A 15,898-nucleotide genomic window follows, 5' to 3' on the forward strand; every position below is an offset into this window, starting at 1 on the left:
GCGTTACGAGCGCAACCGTCCCAGTCTACTCGGTCAGGTGTCACCCTCGAACAAGCTCGTGACCGAGCCGTCCTGGAAGACCTCGGTGATCGCGCGGGCGATGAGCGGCGCGATCGACAGCACCGTCAGCTTGTCGAACCTGTTGGCCTCGGCCAGCGGCAGCGTGTTGGTGACGATGACCTCGGAGATCCGGGAGTTCTTCAGCCGGTCGACGGCCGGGTCGGAGAAGACCGCGTGGGTGGCGGCGGTGATCACGTTGGTGGCGCCCTGCTCGTAGAGGGCGTCGGCGGCCTTGCAGATGGTGCCCGCGGTGTCGATCATGTCGTCGATCAGCACGCAGGTGCGGCCGCGGACCCGTCCGACGACCTCGCTGACCTTCACCTGGTTGGCCACGTCGAGGTCGCGGCGCTTGTGGATGAACGCCAGCGGCGTGCCGAGCGTGTCGGCCCAGCGCTCCGACAGCCGGACGCGGCCGGTGTCGGGCGAGACGACGGTGGTGTTCTCCAGGTCGAGCTTGTTCTTGAGGTAGCTCTCCAGCACCGGCATCGCGAACAGGTGGTCGACCGGGCCGTCGAAGAAGCCCTGGATCTGCGAGGTGTGCAGGTCGATCGACATCAGCCGGTCGGCGCCCGCGGTCTTGAACATGTCGGCCATCAGCCGGGCCGTGATGGGCTCGCGGCCCCGGCCCTTCTTGTCCTGGCGGGCGTAGCCGTAGAACGGCATGACCACGGTGATGCGCTTGGCGGAGGCCCGCTTCAGCGCGTCGACCATGATCAGCTGTTCCATGATCCACTGGTTGATGGGCGCGGTGTGGCTCTGGATGACGAAGGCGTCGCAGCCGCGTACGGACTCCAGATAGCGGGCGTAGATCTCGCCGTTGGCGAAGTCGATCAGCTTGGTGGGGGTGAGGGAGACGCCGACGTGCTGAGCCACCTCCTCGGCGAGCTCAGGGTAGGCCCGGCCGGAGAAGAGCATGAGGTTCTTCTCGCCCGGCTGTTTGATACTACTCACTTGCCACTCTCCTGCTGCTCTTGCTCGGCCAGCGCCCGCTGGGCGGCCGCGGCCGACTTCGTGCCCGCGCGCCTGCGCAAGACCCATTTCTCGATGTTGCGCTGCCGCGCACGCGCCACGCCGATGGCGCCGGGGGGCACGTCGTCGACGATCACCGAACCCGCCGCCGTGTAGGCCCCGTCATTGACCGTGACCGGGGCGACGAGCATGGTGTCGCAGCCGACGAACACCCCGTCGCGGATGGTCGTCTGGTGCTTGTTGACCCCGTCGTAGTTGACGAAGACGGTGGAGGCGCCGATGTTGACGTCGTCGCCGATCGTGGCGTCTCCCGCGTAGGACAGGTGCGGCACCTTGGAGCGCTCGCCGACCTTGGTGTTCTTCATCTCGACGAACGTGCCGGCCTTGGACTTGCGGCCGAGCACCGTGCCGGGGCGGAGGTAGGCGTAGGGGCCGACGTTGACCTCGGGGCCGATGTCGGCGCTGTCGCAGACGGCGTTGCGGACGACGGCGCCCTCGCCGACGCGGGTGTCGGTCAGCGTGGTGGCGGGGCCGACCTCGGCGCCGGTCTCGATCACGGTGTCGCCGTGGAGCTGGGTGCCGGGGTGGATGACCACGTCGGGCGCGATCCGCACGCCGACATCGATCCAGGTGCTGCCGGGGTCGATGATCGTCACCCCGGCGCGCATGTGGTCCTCGAGCAGGCGCAGGTTGAGCACCTTGCGGGCGGCGGCGAGCTGCACGCGGTCGTTGACGCCCTCGACCTCGACGAAGTCGCCCGCGACGCAGGCGCCGACCCGGTGGCCGTCGCCGCGCAGGATGGCCAGGACGTCGGTGAGGTACTCCTCGCCCTGGGCGTTGTCGGTGGACACGCGCTTGACCGCGTCGGCGAGCAGCGAGCCGTCAAAGGCGTAGATCCCGGAGTTCATCTCCTTGATCGCGCGCTGCTCGGGGCTGGCGTCCTTCTCCTCGACGATCTCCAGCACGGCGCCGCTCTCGTCGCGGATGATCCGCCCGTAGCCGGTCGGATCGGGCACGTTGGCCGTCAGCACGGTGACGGCGTTGCCCTCGGCCTCGTGCCGTTCGAGCAGCTCGGCGAGGGTCCGCGGGCGCATGAGGGGCACGTCCCCGTACGTGACCAGCACTGTGCCGGAGATCACGCCGACCTCTTCGAGCACGGTGCGGACCGCGTGGCCGGTGCCGCGCTGTTCATGCTGGACGACGGCGCGCGCGTCGGGGCTGGTGGCGGCCAGATGGCCGCCGACCCGCTCCAGCGCGTGGCCGATGACGACGATCAGCTGCTCGGGACCGAGGTCCCGGGCGGCTGCGAGCATGTGGTCGACCAGCGCACGGCCACATAGCTCGTGCAGGACTTTGGGGGTCTGGCTCTTCATCCGGGTGCCCTCGCCGGCGGCGAGGACGATGACGGCTGCCGGGCGCGGCACACTCACGGACTGCGGCTCCCTGTGACTGGACGGATCAGGGCAATTGGTACGTCTACCGCACCGCTACCCTCCCGACACCGTGAGGATACCTGGACGCACCCCGAACATTCTCGCCGGGGGAGCAGGTCACAGCTCCCGGAAGAGGACTCGAACCCCTACAAAGTGGACCAAAACCACTTGTCCTGCCGATTAGACGATCCGGGACAGATCGGACACGTGGCGTCCGACACATCCCTACGATACCGATCCCGCACCCCGGCGCGCGCCCGTAATTGCGCCCCACACCCGGCTCCGGCGCGAAGTCCCAGGTAGCGTCAGGTATGCGGCACGCCGACCGTATAACAGACCGACCCAAACGGCGCAAGACACGAACCCCACCCACCTTGCTCTTCAGAGCTTCACGTTCCGCCCATTCACGACTTAGGGCTTCCTTACTTACGCTGACGTAGGTTACGGTGGCGTAGCCAGGACATACATCCTCATACATGCCATTGGAGGTCGTCCATGACCGTTGTCGCCGAGCGTTCCGCCCCGACACCGAAGCCCGAATTCGAGCCCGAGCCCAGGACCAAGGCAGAACTGGTCATCTTCGCACTCGTCGTCGGGCTCCCGCTGATCGCGATCGCGGCCGCGGTCCCGTTCGCCTGGGGATGGGGCCTCGGCTGGTCGGACATCGTCATCTCCTTCGTCTTCTACGTGGCCTCCGGGCTCGGCGTGACCGTGGGGCTGCACCGCTACTTCACCCACGGCTCGTTCAAGGCCAAGCGGCCGCTGAAGATCGCGCTGGGCATCGCGGGCAGCCTGTCGCTGGAGATGTCCGTACTCGACTGGGTGGCCACGCACCGCAAGCACCACAAGTTCTCCGACAAGGAGGGCGACCCGCACTCGCCGTGGCGCTTCGGCCCCGGCTTCAAGTCCCTGGCCAAGGGCCTCCTGTACGCCCACATGGGCTGGCTGTTCGAGAGCGAGCGGACCAACCGGGAGAAGTACGCTCCCGACCTGGTCAAGGACGCCGACGTGATGAAGCTGCACAAGTGGTTCGGCACGATCGCCCTCATCTCCATCGTGCTCCCCGGCGTGATCGGCGGGCTCGTCACCTGGTCCTGGCAGGGCGCGCTGACCGCGCTGTTCTGGGGCTCGCTCGTCCGCATCGGCCTGCTGCACCACGTGACCTGGTCGATCAACTCCATCTGCCACGTCTTCGGCGAGGAGGAGTTCCAGGTGCGTGACAAGTCGCGCAACGTCTGGTGGCTGGCCATCCCGTCGTTCGGCGAGTCCTGGCACAACCTGCACCACTCCGACCCGACCTGCGCCCGGCACGGTGCGCTCAAGGGCCAGATCGACCTGAGCGCCGGCCTCATCCGGATCTTCGAGAAGCTGGGCTGGGTGTACGACGTCCGCTGGCCGACCCCCGAGCGGCTGGCGGCGAAGCGCATTGCCTGACGTCGATCAGCACGTAGATCTGCCGGTGAACGGCCACGCACCCGTGGCCGTCATTATGGAGACCGTGACCGAACCCCCAACTCGCAGGCGCATGTCCGGTAGCGAGCGCAGAGAGCAGCTGATCCGCATCAGCCGCACCCTCTTCGCGGAGAAGGGGTTCGACGGGACCTCTATCGAGGAAATCGCAGCTACCGCACAGGTGTCGAAACCCGTGGTCTACGAGCATTTCGGCGGCAAGGAAGGCGTCTACGCGGTCGTCGTGGACCGCGAGATGCAGAAGCTCCTCACCATGATCACCGAGGCGCTGGCCGCGTCCCATTCACTGATCAAACTGGAGCGGGCCGCGCTGGCGCTGCTCCAGTACATCGAGGAGAGCAGCGAGGGCTTCCGCATCCTGGTGCGCGACTCCCACGCCGCCTCGGGCACCGGCACGTTCGCGAGCCTGATCAGCGAGATCGCCAGCCAGGTCGAGGACGTCCTGGCCGACGAGTTCGCCGCCCGCGGCTACGACCCCAAGCTCGCGCCGATGTACGCCCAGATGCTGGTCGGCATGGTCGCGCTGACCGGGCAGTGGTGGCTCGACGTCCGCAAGCCGGGCCGCGAGGAGGTCGCCGCCCACCTCGTCAACCTGGCCTGGAACGGCCTGACCGGGCTCAACCCCCACCCGGCGATCACCGCCGCGACCCGCGACCAGCCCATCTCCGTCCCCGACCCGACCACCGTCCCCGCCAAGCCGCGCACGAGCGAGAAGGAGCTGCGCGAGCTGGAGAAGGCGCGGGAGAAGGAGCTGAAGGAGGCGGAGAAGGCGCGGGTGCGGGAGTTCAAGGAGGCGGAGAAGGCGCGGGTCCGGGACCTCAAGGAGCGGGAACGACTGCTCAAGGAGGCCGAGAAGGAGCGGGAACGGGTGCTGAAGGAGGCGGAGAAGGCGCGGGAGCGCGAGGAGAAGATCCGCCAGCGCGAGGCCCGCCTCGCCGAACGCGCCGCCCGCCTCGAGCAGACAGACCCCCCGGAGTAACCCCCGACGCCGTACGGTCCGGGGCCGCGGGATGCGAAAGTCGTCGGCGAAAGGGGCGGATGTGCGAAGACGGTCCCGCGGTGCCTTGAACAGGGGGGATGTCTTGAGTGACCATTGGGTGGAGCGTGGTTGACTTTCCGGGATAAGCCGTTGCGACCGCGTTAACGTTCTGTTCAACCAATCGGGGCAATATAGGCGATATGTCCGCGGAACCGTTCCAACCCGCCAACGACCTGCCCCTGCCTCAGGAGCGGTTTCTCAATCGTGAAGAGAGCTGGCTCCAGTTCAACGAGCGCGTCCTCGATCTGGCCGAAGACCCATCGACCCCTCTCCTGGAGCGGGTGCGCTTCCTGGCCATCTTCGCCAGCAACCTCGACGAGTTCTTCCGCGTACGGGTCGCGGGTCTGAAACGGCGCATGGCCACGGGCCTGCTGCTGCGTACCAAGAGCGGGTTGAAGCCCCGCGAGGAGCTGGCCAGGATCGCCACGATCGCCGACGATCTGGCTCGGCGGCACGCCGAGGCCTTCCACCACCACATCTGCCCTCAGCTGGCCAGCGAGGGCATCGAGATCGTCAGGTGGGACGAGCTGGGCCGCGAGGAGCGTACGGAGCTGCGCAAGCTCTTCAGGGAGCGGATCAGGCCCGTGCTGACGCCGCTGGCCGTGGACCCCGCGCACCCCTTCCCCTACATCTCCGGGCTCAGCCTGAACCTCGCGGTCCTGGTGCGGAACCCGGCGACCGACCACACGGTTTTCGCGCGGGTCAAGGTGCCGTCGCAGCTACCGCGGTTCGTGCAGGCCTCGAAGGACCGGTTCGTCCCCCTTGAGGATGTCATCGCGGCCCATCTGGGGCAGCTCTTCAAGGGCATGGAGATCCTCCAGCACCACGTCTTCCGCGTCACCAGGAACGAGGACCTCGACGTCGACGAGGACGTCACCGAGAACCTCATGCAGGCCCTGGAGAAGGAGCTGCTCAAGCGGCGGTTCGGCCCGCCCGTGCGGCTCGAGGTCGAGGACACGATCACCCCGGAGGTGCTGGCGCCGCTGATCGAGGAGCTGGAGCTGGCGCCGCACGAGATCTACCGGCTGCCCGGGCCGCTCGACCTGTCGGGCCTGCACGCCATCGCCGATCTGGACCGGGGCGAGCTGAGCTACCGGCCGTTCGTGCCCGCCGAGGTGATCAGCGCCGAGGACGACCTCTTCTCGATCCTGCGCGAGCGCGACGTGCTGCTGCACCACCCGTACGACTCGTTCGCCACCAGCGTGCAGCGCTTCATCGAGGTGGCCGCGGCCGACCCCAGGGTCCTGGCGATCAAGCAGACCCTCTACCGCACGAGCGGCGAGTCCCCCATCGTGGACGCGCTGATCGACGCGGCCGAGGCGGGCAAGCAGGTCGTCGTGGTCGTGGAGATCAAGGCCCGCTTCGACGAGCACGCCAACATCTCCTGGGCACGCAAGCTGGAGCGGGCCGGCTGCCACGTCGTCTACGGCGTGGTCGGGCTGAAGACCCACTGCAAGCTCGCGCTGGTGGTCCGCCAGGAGGCCTCGGGCGAGCTGCGCCGCTACTGCCACATCGGCACCGGCAACTACAACCCCAAGACCGCCCGGCAGTACGAGGACTTCGGCCTGCTCACGGCCGACCCGCTGGTCGGCGAGGACGTGACGGACCTGTTCATCCATCTGACCGGCTACTCCAACCACTCCGCCTACCGGCGGCTGCTGGTCGCGCCCCACTCGATGCGCAGCGGGCTGCTGGCCAGGATCGAGCGGGAGATCGCCCACCAGGAGGCGGGGCGGCCTGCGCGGATCAGGATCAAGACGAACTCCCTGGTGGACGAGCCGATCATCGACGCCCTCTACCGGGCGTCCAGGGCGGGCGTCCCGGTGGACCTGTGGGTGCGGGGCATCTGCAGCCTCCGCCCCGGCATTCCAGACTTGTCCGAAAATATCCGCGTAAGGTCGGTCTTGGGGCGCTTCCTTGAGCACTCCCGCGTGTACGAGTTCGGCCTGGGCCGCCGGCCCGAGGTCTGGATCGGCAGCGCCGACCTCATGCGCAGGAACCTCGACCGCCGCGTCGAGGCCCTGGTCAAGGTGACCGCACCGCAGCACAAGGCGTACCTCATCGAGCTGATGGACCTGGCCATGGCCGAGACCTCGGACGCGTGGGTGCTGAACTCCGACGGCACGTGGGCCCGCCACCAGGGCGAGGACCTGCAGAGCCATCTCATCGGCATGCGCCGCTGGAGGACCGTTGATGACTGACCCGCTCCGCGCCGCAGGAGCCGTGGTCTGGAGGGGCGAGGAGAGCAGCCCCGAGGTTGCGGTCATCCACCGCCCGACCTATCACGACTGGACCTTCCCCAAGGGCAAGCTGAAGGCCGGCGAGCACGTGATCGCCGCCGCCCTGCGCGAGGTGCGGGAGGAGACCGGGCTGACCGTGCTGCTCGGCCGCGCGCTGCCACCTGTCCACTACCTCAGCTCCGGGCAGCTCAAGCGGGTCGACTACTGGGCCGCGCGGGTGGCGGCCGACGACGGGTTCTCCCCCGGCGAAGAGGTGGACGAGCTGCGCTGGCTGCCCTTGGAGGAGGCCAGGCGGCTGCTGACGTACGAATGGGATGTGGGGCTGCTGCGCGCGCTGAGGGCCGCGCCGCTCGATACCGTGCCCCTCGTCCTCGTACGGCACGGCTCGGCCGGCTCCAGGAACGAGTGGCAGGGCGACGACGAGCAGCGCCCGCTCGACGACGACGGCCGGTCGCAGGCGGCGCACCTGGCCACCGCGCTGCCCGCCTACCGGCCCGAGCTGCTGATCAGCTCCCCCAGTGCCCGATGCGTCCAGACCCTGGAGCCGTACGGGGCCGAGCTCAAGCTGGAGCCCCTCCTCAGCGAGGAGGGGCAGGACCCGCGCAAGACGCCCGCCATGGTCAGGGAGATCACCGTGCCCGCGGCCCTGTGCAGCCACCGCAAGGTGCTCCCCGACCTGATCAGGACGTTGAGCGGAAAGGACGTGCACCTGCGCAAGGGCGCGTTCGCCGTGCTGCAGCGGGCGGGCGGGCAGGTCGTCAGCGTCGAGCGCTACCCGGCCTGACCGCCCGCGCCGCTCACCAGGTGACCGGCAGCTTCGCGAAGCCGTCGGCGATCCTGCCCTCGCTGCGTGGCAGCTCCTCGACGGGTACGGCCGTCCGCAGGGTGGGGAAGCGCTGGAACAGCCGGCTGAACACCGCCACCAGCTCGACCCTGGCCAGGCTGGCGCCGATGCAGAAGCGCGGGCCGTACCCGAAGCTCAGATGCGGGTCGGTCTGCGGACGGCGGATGTCGAACACATCCGGATCCGGATAGATCCGCTCATCCCGGTTGGCCGCGCCCGGGGTGAGCACCACGGCCTCGCCCCGGCGGATCGTGTGGCCGCCGATCTCGATGTCCTCGTGGGCGTACCTGGGCAGGCCGTGCAGGCTCGGCGTGGCCATCCGCAGGATCTCCTCGACCGCGCCGGGCGCCAGCCCCGGGTCGGCGATGAGCAGGTCGCGCTGGCCGGGGTTGGCGAGCAGGAGCAGCACGCCGAAGTCGATGCGGTTGACCGTGGTCTCGTGGCCGGCGAACAGCAGCCCGCCGGCGAGCTCGGCGATACTCCCGTCGTCGTCCAGCTCCTTCGCCAGGTCGGACAGCACGTCCTCGGCCGGCTCGCGCCGCTTGCGCTCGATGAGCCCGGCCATGTACGCGCTCAGCTCGTCGCGCGCCGCCTGGCCCTTCTCCAGGTCCAGCATGTCGCCCAAGCGGAACGACACGCCCCCGAAGTACTCCCTGTCCTCGTACGGCACGCCGAGGAGCCGGCAGATGACCAGCACGGGCAGCGGGAAGGAGAACTCGGCGTGCAGATCGATGGGCGGCGTCAGCTTGGCCAGGTGGTCGAGCCGCTCGTCCACGAGAGTGCCGACGTCGTCGCTGAGCGCCTTCATCCGGCGGGCCGAGAAGGACGGCATGAACAGCCTGCGCATGCGGTCGTGCTCGGCCTTCTCCGTGGCGAAGTCGCCCTGGGGGCCGCCGAGTATGGCCGATCCCGACAGCCTGGCGGCCTTGTCCGGCTCGGGATGCGAACGCCCGAGCCGGGGGTCGTTGAACAGGCTGCGCGCGTCTTCGTAGCCACTGACCAGCCAGACCTCGTCGCCCGTCCGGGTGCGTACCTTCGCGATGCCCGCTTCGGCCCGCAGGTCGCGGTACGCGGCGGGCACCTCCAGCACGCTGCCGCGCTCGAAGGGGATGGTAGGAAGGTTCCTCATAGAACCTTCATAACCGCCCCGACCGTCTCTGCCCAGACTCTGGGGAACTCCGCGTACGCCCGCTCGGCCGCGCTGCGCTCGATGCCGATGAGCACGCCGTACGTGAACGTGTCCTCGCCCGCCTGGCGGGCGCTCTCGGCCTCCTTCGCCAGCGTCTCCTGCGCCACCACGCCGTCCTGGTGCGTTCCCAGGATTTCCTGGACGTTCTCGGAGAGCTTGGCCAGCTTGCCCATGTTCGCGCCGAGGGTGGGTTGGAGCGCTTCGGCGGTGTAGCGAGCGCGTTTGGCGGCCTTGCGCACGTCGTGCATGGCTATTTCACGACGTTCTGGGTCTTCTATGGCCTGAGCGGTTTCGTAGGCCTTCGTCACCCGGTTCCAGCCGGCCGCCGCGATGGTGCTGAGCTTCTCCTGGGCGGGCTTGGCCGCCGCCTTCGCCAGCTTCGGGTGGGAGACGAGCTGATCGAGCGCGTTGAGGAGGATGTAGTAGCGCTCGCCGCTGAGTGTCTCCTTGATGCGACCGTACGCCTCCTGCTCGCGTTCGTGCAGATCCTTGCCGAGCCGGGCCTGGATGGGGCCGTGGACCAGCTCGGGCTCCAGCCTCGCCAGCTCCTTGGCGAACCTGGCCCTGATCACCTCCAGGTCGCGGGCCTCGCCGAGCACGTTGCCCAGCCAGCGCAGCTCGTCCTGCACCTGGGCGGTGTCCGCGACGACGCTCTTGAACGCCTTGAGCGCGCTGCGCATCCTGCGGGCGGCCACGCGCATCTGGTGCACGGCGTCGTCCTCGGCCCTGCGTACGCGGGGATCCTGCGCGAGCAGAGCGTTGACCTGCCCCGCCAGGTAGGCGACGACGATCTCGCCCGCCGTGCCCGGCTCGGTGGGGGCCTTGGGGAGCGGGGTGGGTTCGAGCAGTTTGGCGAGCTTGCTGGTGGCCGCCGAGGGCGTCGCGCCGGCCTTCCTGAGGCGCTTGCCGACCTTGGCGAGGACGGCCTGGCGGTCGGGGGCGAGCAGCTCGGCCTCGACCTCGCGCCACCGTACGACCGTGGGCTCCGCCCCGAACACGGTGCCCTTGACGCGGTCGTCGGCGACCTCCACGAGCTTGACGCCGTCGTCGAGCAGGACGGTCACGCTCCTGCGGGTGTCCAGCTCGGCGACCGGCACGAGCGGGGCGCCGCGGGTGTAGGCGCGGACGAGCTCGGCCAGCTCCTCGGGCACGATCTTGGTGCTGCGGGTGAGGGGGCGGGTGATCTCCTGCCGCACGCCCTTGGCCTTGGGAAGTTTCAGATGCCAGCCGGCGTCGTCGCCGCCTCGTCGCCGCCTGAGCGTGACGCCTCGGGCGGCCAGCCGCAGGTCGGCGGTGTCGTAATAGAGAGCCACCAGCTGAAAGCTCTTCGGCCCTATGACCTCGGCCACACGGCTCAGGTCCGGAATCGCGTAGTCGGGAGGAACGTCAAATTTGTCCTCGATCTCGATGCCCACTACACCTCGCAAGAGTCCGATTTCGGAACATCATGCCACTCTGAGGTGAACATCACACGACCTGCAGGAGCTCGATTCTGTTGCCGACGGGGTCCGAGAGATAGGTCCGCCGGTAGCCGGGGAAGAGCAGGTCGGGCTCCGTGCCGGGGGCGTACACGTCGAGGTCGTCCACCAGGAAGGCGGGATGCGCCTTGCGCGCGGGCCTGAAGTCGTCCTCGATGCCGAGGTGGACCTCCACACCCTCGCCCCTGAACCATACCCCACCGCGTTTGGCCAGCTCCGGCGGCTTGGGGACCTCCCGCAGCCCCAGCACACCCTCGTAGAAACGCCTCAGCTCAGGTTCGCTGCCCCTGGGCGCGGCGAGCTGGACGTGGTGCAGCGCTCTGATCATTTCTGCATCACCACGAAGATCCGCCGGAACGGGAAGGGGGTCCCATAGCTCCTGGCCGGGTACGCCTCGGCGAGCGACGCGGCGAGGTCCTGCTTGAACCGCCGCTGCTCGTCCGGGTCGAGCCGGTCGAAGACCGGGCGCAGGGCGGTGCCGGAGACCCAGTCGAGCACCGGGTTCTCGCCCTGGAGCACGTGCATGTAGGTCGTCTCCCACGCGTCCACCTGCGAACCGCCGTGGTTGAGCAGATCCAGATAGTCGATGGGGTCGTCGACCGGGTGCGCCCGGAGAACGCCGTCGAGCCTGTCGGACCAGGCACGGGAGGCGCACAGCTCGCGGATGGCCACGTGGCTGGGCGCGCTGAAGTTGCCCGGCACCTGGAACGCCAGCCAGCCCCCCGGAGCCAGATCCTCGACCCAGTGCTCCAGCACCTCGCGATGCTCCGGCACCCACTGCAGGACGGCGTTCGAGACGATCACGTCCATCGGCCGGTCGGGCCGCCACGTGGCCACGTCCGCCACCGCGAACCGCACCCTGGACTCCAGCCCGCGGGCCTTGGTGATCATCGCGGGCGAGGAGTCGTAGCCCTCCACGGTCGCGCGGGGCCAGCGATTGGCCAGCTCAACGGTGAGTTCGCCACTGCCGCAGCCCGCGTCCACGACATAATCGGGCTCGACCGCCCCCACCCTGGAGATCAGCTCGATGAACGGCCGCGACCGCTCGTCGGCGTAGACGGCGTACGTTACCGGGTCCCACATATCTCTTGACATGAAGATAATTGATATCGAGAGAGATATCTCGATGTCAAGACAGTACACTCTTGTGTCATGACGGAGGATGCTAGAGACGAGGTCGACCGCCTCGTCGCGGCTTGGCGCGCGGAGCGCCCCGACCTCGACGTCGAGCCGCTCCAGGTGCTCTCTAGGGTGTCACGATTGGCCAAGCATCTCGACCGGGCCAGGCGGGCGGCGTTCGCGGAGCACGACCTGGAGCCCTGGGAGTTCGACGTCCTGACGGCGCTGCGACGGGCCGGCAAGCCGTACGAACTCAGCCCCGGCGCCCTGCTGCGGGCCACGCTCGTCACGTCGGGGACGATGACCAACCGCATCGACCGGCTCGCCCAGGCCGGCCTGGTGCGCCGCCGGCCCGACCCGGAGGACCGGCGTGGCGTCCTGGTGTCCTTGACGGACCCGGGTCTCGCCCGCGTGGACGCTGCCTTTTCTGACTTGTTGCGGCGGGAACACGAACTCCTGTCCGGCCTCGGCCCCGACGATCAGCGCACCCTCTCCAGCCTCCTCCGCACCCTCCTCGCCCCCTTCGACTCCCCCCACTAGCCCGGGGGTGACGCCAAGCCTCACTCACCGAGCCGTCCAGCCACCCAAGCGGTCAGCCACATCACGCAGCAGACGCAAACCCCCCAATCGCCCAGGCGGCATCACCGAGGCGTCCGGCCAAGCCACCCCGCCGCACAAGCCCCGCAGCCTCGCCCACCTCGCGTCACGCCACCTCACGGGACGCGAAGCCTCAGCCACTCAAGCGACCGACCACCCCAAGCGATCGGCCGCCCCAAGCGGTCAGCCACCGCGCCCCAGGGACGCGGGGCCTCAGTCGCCCAAGCGGTCGGCCACCTCCAGCCACTCCGCTTCGATCGCGTCCTTCTGGGTGGTGATCTCGCGCAGCTGGGCGTCGAGGGAGCCCAGCTTCTCGTAGTCGCTGGCCGCATCGGCCATGGCCGCGTGGAGGCGGGACTCCTGGTCGCTCAGCTTGTCGAGCTGGCGTTCCAGGCGGTTGAGCTCCTTGCGCAGCTCGCGCTCCTCCTTGGCCGACAGCCCCGGCAGCCCGCCGTTCGCCTCGTCGGACGTGGACGTACCCGCGACGCCACCCGATGCGGCGGCGGCACTGGGCGTCTGCGCGACCGTGGAGTTGGCCGAGGTGCCGACACGGGCGGTCAGGGCCGTGCCGGCCGCGCGGCGTTCGAGGTATTCGTCCACCCCGCCGGGCAGCAGCGAGAGCTTGCCGTCGCCGAGCAGCGCCACGCAGCGATCGGTCACCCGCTCCAGGAAGTAGCGGTCATGGCTCACCAGGACCAGCGTGCCCGGCCAGGCGTCCAGCAGGTCCTCGAGCTCGTTGAGCGTCTCGATGTCGAGGTCGTTGGTGGGCTCGTCGAGCAGCAGGACGTTGGGGTCGTCCATGAGGAGCCTGAGCAGCTGCAGCCGCCGCCGCTCACCACCGGACAGGTCGCCGACGACCTTCCACTGCGCCTCGCCCCTGAAGCCCAGGCGTTCGAGCAGTTGAGAGGCCGTCCACTCCCGCTTGCCGACCTGGAGGTACTTGCGTACCTCCTCCACCGTCTCCAGCACCCGCCGCGTCGGATCGAGCTCGGCCAGCTCCTGGGACAGGTGCGCGAGGCGTACCGTCTTGCCCTTGATCACGCGCCCGGAGTCGGGCACCACCGTGCCGGCGAGCAGGCGCAGCACCGACGACTTGCCGGAGCCGTTCACCCCGATCAGCCCGATGCGGTCCCCCGGGCCGAACTGCCACGTGAGATCGTCGAGCACCAGCGGCCCGCTGCCCGGCCCGCCGGCGTGCAGGGTGACGTCCTCGAGGTCGTAAACGGTCTTGCCGAGGCGGGCCGCGGCGAACTTCATCAGCTCGACGGTCTCGCGCGGCGGCGGCTCGTTCGCGATCAGGGCCTGGGCGGCCTCGATGCGGAACTTCGGCTTGGACGTGCGGGCAGGCGGACCGCGGCGCAGCCAGGCGATCTCCTTGCGCATGAGGTTCTGGCGGCGCTCCTCGGCGGCCTGCGCGATCCGCGCCCGTTCGGCCTTCGCGAGCACGTAAGCGGCATAGCCGCCCTCGTACCGCTCGACCCGCCCGTCCACGACCTCCCACGTACGGCTCGACACGGCGTCGAGGAACCACCGGTCGTGCGTCACGGCCACCAGCGCGCTCTTCCTGGCCGCCAGATGCCCGGCCAGCCAGGCGATGGCCTCGATGTCCAGGTGGTTCGTGGGCTCGTCGAGCATGATCAGGTCATGGTCGTCGATGAGCAGCCGCGCCAGCGCCGTACGCCTGCGCTCCCCACCGGACAGATCTCCGACCCTGGCGTCGAGGTCGAGATCGCCGATCAGGTTGGTGAGGATCTCGCGTACGCCCTGATCCCCCGCCCACTCGTGCTCGGCCCGCTCGCCGAGGACGATCTCGCGTACGGCGGCGCCGGCGTCGAGGGTGTCCTGCTGCGACAGGAACCCCACGCGCAGGCCCCGGTTGTGCGTGACCCGCCCCTTGTCGGGCCGCACCGCTCCCGCGATCACGGACAGGAGGGTCGTCTTCCCGCCCCCGTTACGCCCGACAACACCGATGCGCTCGCCCGCCTCGACGCCCAGGGATACGTCGCTGAGGAGCGGCTTGGGCCCGTAAGCATGGGAAACCGACTCAAGATTGACCAGATTCATGACCTCCCCAGGGTATCGGCTCCCCGCCCACCCAACGCCCGGCGATTTGCGCGCCTCCGCCCCTCCTCGTGACGCCCAACGGCACACTTGCCCAACCACACGGACGCACGACCGGCTCACAAGCCATACGCCACACGGACGCACGACCGGCTCACAAGCCATACGCCACACGGACGCACGACCGGCTCACAAGCCATACGCCACACGGACGCACGACCGGCTCACGAGCCATACGCCACGTGGAAGGACTCTTGCTTGCGCATGAGGATCTGGGGCAAATGTCTACGAACTTGACTCTGCGTGGTGATGAGTTGGGCGTTCCCGAGGTCATCTTTCGAGAACCGCATGTCAGGGCGGCGGGCGTGGATAACATCGAGTGTCCTTGACCCCGGCAAGCGATGAGAGTGGCAGAAGATCGATGAGTTCGGTGACCGTACGTGTGCCTGCGAAGGTCAACGTACAGCTTTCTGTCGGCCCGCTCAGGGAAGATGGCTACCACGACCTGGTCAACGTCTTCCACGCGGTATCGATCTTCGATGAGGTGGTGGCCAAGGAGTCCGAGTCGATCACCGTGGCGGTGAACGGGAAATGGTCCGACCAGGTGCCGACCGACGAGAGCAACCTGGCGATGAGGGCCGCCCGGGCGCTTGCCAAGCATGCGGGTCGCACCTACGGCGCCGACCTGATCATCCAGAAGGACATCCCCGTGGCGGGCGGGATGGCGGGCGGCAGCGCCGACGCGGCCGGCGCGCTGGTGGCCTGCAACGAGCTGTGGGGTCTGGGGCTGCCGTTCGAAGACCTCATGGAGATCGCCGGAGACCTCGGCAGCGACGTCCCGTTCTCCCTGCTCGGGGGCACGGCGGTCGGCACCGGTCGCGGTGAGCAGCTGAGCGAGGTGCCGACCGGGGGCACGTTCCATTGGGTGTTCGCGCTGGCCGAAGGTGGGCTCTCCACGCCCAGCGTCTACGCCGAGTGCGACCGTCTCAGGGCGGCCGAAGGGGCCGAGGTGCCCTGGCCTCAGCTGAACGACTCCCTGATGGAGGCGCTGGGCACCGGCGACGCGTACTCCCTGGGCGCCCATCTGAGCAACGACCTCCAGTCGGCCGCGCTCAGCCTGAGGCCGGAACTCGCGCCGACGCTGGACGCCGGCCGCCAGCACGGGGCCCTGGGGGCGATCGTCTCGGGGTCGGGTCCGACGTGCGCCTTCCTGGCCATCGACGCCCTTCACGCCCGCGACCTCGCCCTCAGCCTGACCACTACCGGCGCCGCGCACACGGCCGTAGCCGCCCACGGCCCGGTCCAGGGTGCCACCCTGGTCTGATTCCTGTCCTCCCGCGTAGTGTCGGCGCCCACTGTCTCGTCCAGGACACCGCCCTGACCGGGGCCTATCACGGGA

At 69.0% G+C, this 15,898-nt stretch carries 13 protein-coding genes and 1 tRNA gene; 6 read left to right on the forward strand and 8 right to left on the reverse strand.

The genetic code is table 11. The features are described from left to right. Positions 1–33: 33 nt before the first annotated feature. From HD596_RS07895 to HD596_RS07905, 3 genes are all read right to left on the reverse strand, one after another. Positions 34–1,011: a ribose-phosphate diphosphokinase gene (locus HD596_RS07895; protein ID WP_185068640.1), complete on the reverse strand. Its 978-nt coding sequence runs from the start codon at positions 1,009–1,011 to the stop codon at positions 34–36. After that, positions 1,008–2,459: a bifunctional UDP-N-acetylglucosamine diphosphorylase/glucosamine-1-phosphate N-acetyltransferase GlmU gene (gene glmU, locus HD596_RS07900; protein ID WP_185068641.1), complete on the reverse strand. Its 1,452-nt coding sequence runs from the start codon at positions 2,457–2,459 to the stop codon at positions 1,008–1,010. Before glmU ends, HD596_RS07895 begins: the two co-directional genes overlap by 4 nt. Positions 2,460–2,585: 126 nt before the next feature. Next, positions 2,586–2,657, reverse strand: a tRNA-Gln gene (locus HD596_RS07905). Between the two features lie 300 nt (positions 2,658–2,957). Here HD596_RS07905 and HD596_RS07910 point away from each other — a divergent pair. The 4 genes from HD596_RS07910 to HD596_RS07925 all read left to right on the forward strand — a co-directional run bounded on the left by HD596_RS07910 (position 2,958) and on the right by HD596_RS07925 (position 7,995). Beyond that, positions 2,958–3,896, forward strand: coding sequence for an acyl-CoA desaturase (locus HD596_RS07910; RefSeq protein ID WP_185068642.1), 939 nt, complete (start codon positions 2,958–2,960; stop codon positions 3,894–3,896). Positions 3,897–3,951: 55 nt separating this feature from the next. Beyond that, on the forward strand, positions 3,952–4,911 hold the full coding sequence (locus tag HD596_RS07915; RefSeq protein WP_185078348.1) for a TetR/AcrR family transcriptional regulator: 960 nt from the start codon (positions 3,952–3,954) through the stop codon (positions 4,909–4,911). 200 nt (positions 4,912–5,111) lie between these two features. After that, entirely contained in the window at positions 5,112–7,172 is a 2,061-nt protein-coding gene (locus HD596_RS07920) for an RNA degradosome polyphosphate kinase (RefSeq protein ID WP_185068643.1), read from the forward strand. Further along, a complete protein-coding gene (locus HD596_RS07925) occupies positions 7,165–7,995 on the forward strand; it encodes an NUDIX hydrolase (protein ID WP_185068644.1) in 831 nt (276 codons plus the stop codon). Before HD596_RS07920 ends, HD596_RS07925 begins: the two co-directional genes overlap by 8 nt. Positions 7,996–8,008: 13 nt before the next feature. Here HD596_RS07925 and HD596_RS07930 read toward each other — a convergent pair whose 3' ends face one another. Genes HD596_RS07930 through HD596_RS07945 form a run of 4 tightly spaced genes read right to left on the reverse strand, consistent with a single transcriptional unit; the run spans position 8,009 to position 11,805 of the window. Then, positions 8,009–9,184: a cytochrome P450 gene (locus tag HD596_RS07930; protein ID WP_185068645.1), complete on the reverse strand. Its 1,176-nt coding sequence runs from the start codon at positions 9,182–9,184 to the stop codon at positions 8,009–8,011. Beyond that, on the reverse strand, positions 9,181–10,671 hold the full coding sequence (locus HD596_RS07935; RefSeq protein ID WP_221519224.1) for a CYTH and CHAD domain-containing protein: 1,491 nt from the start codon (positions 10,669–10,671) through the stop codon (positions 9,181–9,183). The genes HD596_RS07930 and HD596_RS07935 overlap by 4 nt, the downstream gene beginning before the upstream one ends. A 40-nt stretch (positions 10,672–10,711) precedes the next feature. Next, the gene (locus HD596_RS07940) at positions 10,712–11,050 is read right to left on the reverse strand and encodes a VOC family protein (protein WP_185068646.1); all 339 of its coding nucleotides are present in this window, start codon (positions 11,048–11,050) and stop codon (positions 10,712–10,714) included. Next, entirely contained in the window at positions 11,047–11,805 is a 759-nt protein-coding gene (locus HD596_RS07945; protein ID WP_185068647.1) for a trans-aconitate 2-methyltransferase, read from the reverse strand. Before HD596_RS07945 ends, HD596_RS07940 begins: the two co-directional genes overlap by 4 nt. A gap of 69 nt (positions 11,806–11,874) precedes the next feature. On the opposite strand from HD596_RS07945, the gene HD596_RS07950 reads away from it, so the two are divergent. Beyond that, positions 11,875–12,381, forward strand: a complete 507-nt coding sequence (locus tag HD596_RS07950; protein WP_185068648.1) for a MarR family winged helix-turn-helix transcriptional regulator — start codon at positions 11,875–11,877, stop codon at positions 12,379–12,381. 270 nt (positions 12,382–12,651) lie between these two features. Here the strand turns inward: HD596_RS07950 and HD596_RS07955 are convergent, their stop codons facing one another. Then, positions 12,652–14,502 carry an ABC-F family ATP-binding cassette domain-containing protein gene (locus HD596_RS07955; protein ID WP_185068649.1) on the reverse strand — a complete coding sequence of 617 codons (1,851 nt, stop codon included), beginning with the start codon at positions 14,500–14,502 and terminating at the stop codon, positions 12,652–12,654. A gap of 418 nt (positions 14,503–14,920) precedes the next feature. Between HD596_RS07955 and HD596_RS07960 the strand changes: the two genes are divergently transcribed. After that, complete coding sequence (locus HD596_RS07960) at positions 14,921–15,823, forward strand: 4-(cytidine 5'-diphospho)-2-C-methyl-D-erythritol kinase (protein ID WP_185068650.1); 903 nt, start codon at positions 14,921–14,923, stop codon at positions 15,821–15,823. Positions 15,824–15,898: the final 75 nt, after the last annotated feature.

The organism is Nonomuraea jabiensis (genome assembly GCF_014204795.1).
GTDB classification, from domain to species: domain Bacteria; phylum Actinomycetota; class Actinomycetes; order Streptosporangiales; family Streptosporangiaceae; genus Nonomuraea; species Nonomuraea jabiensis.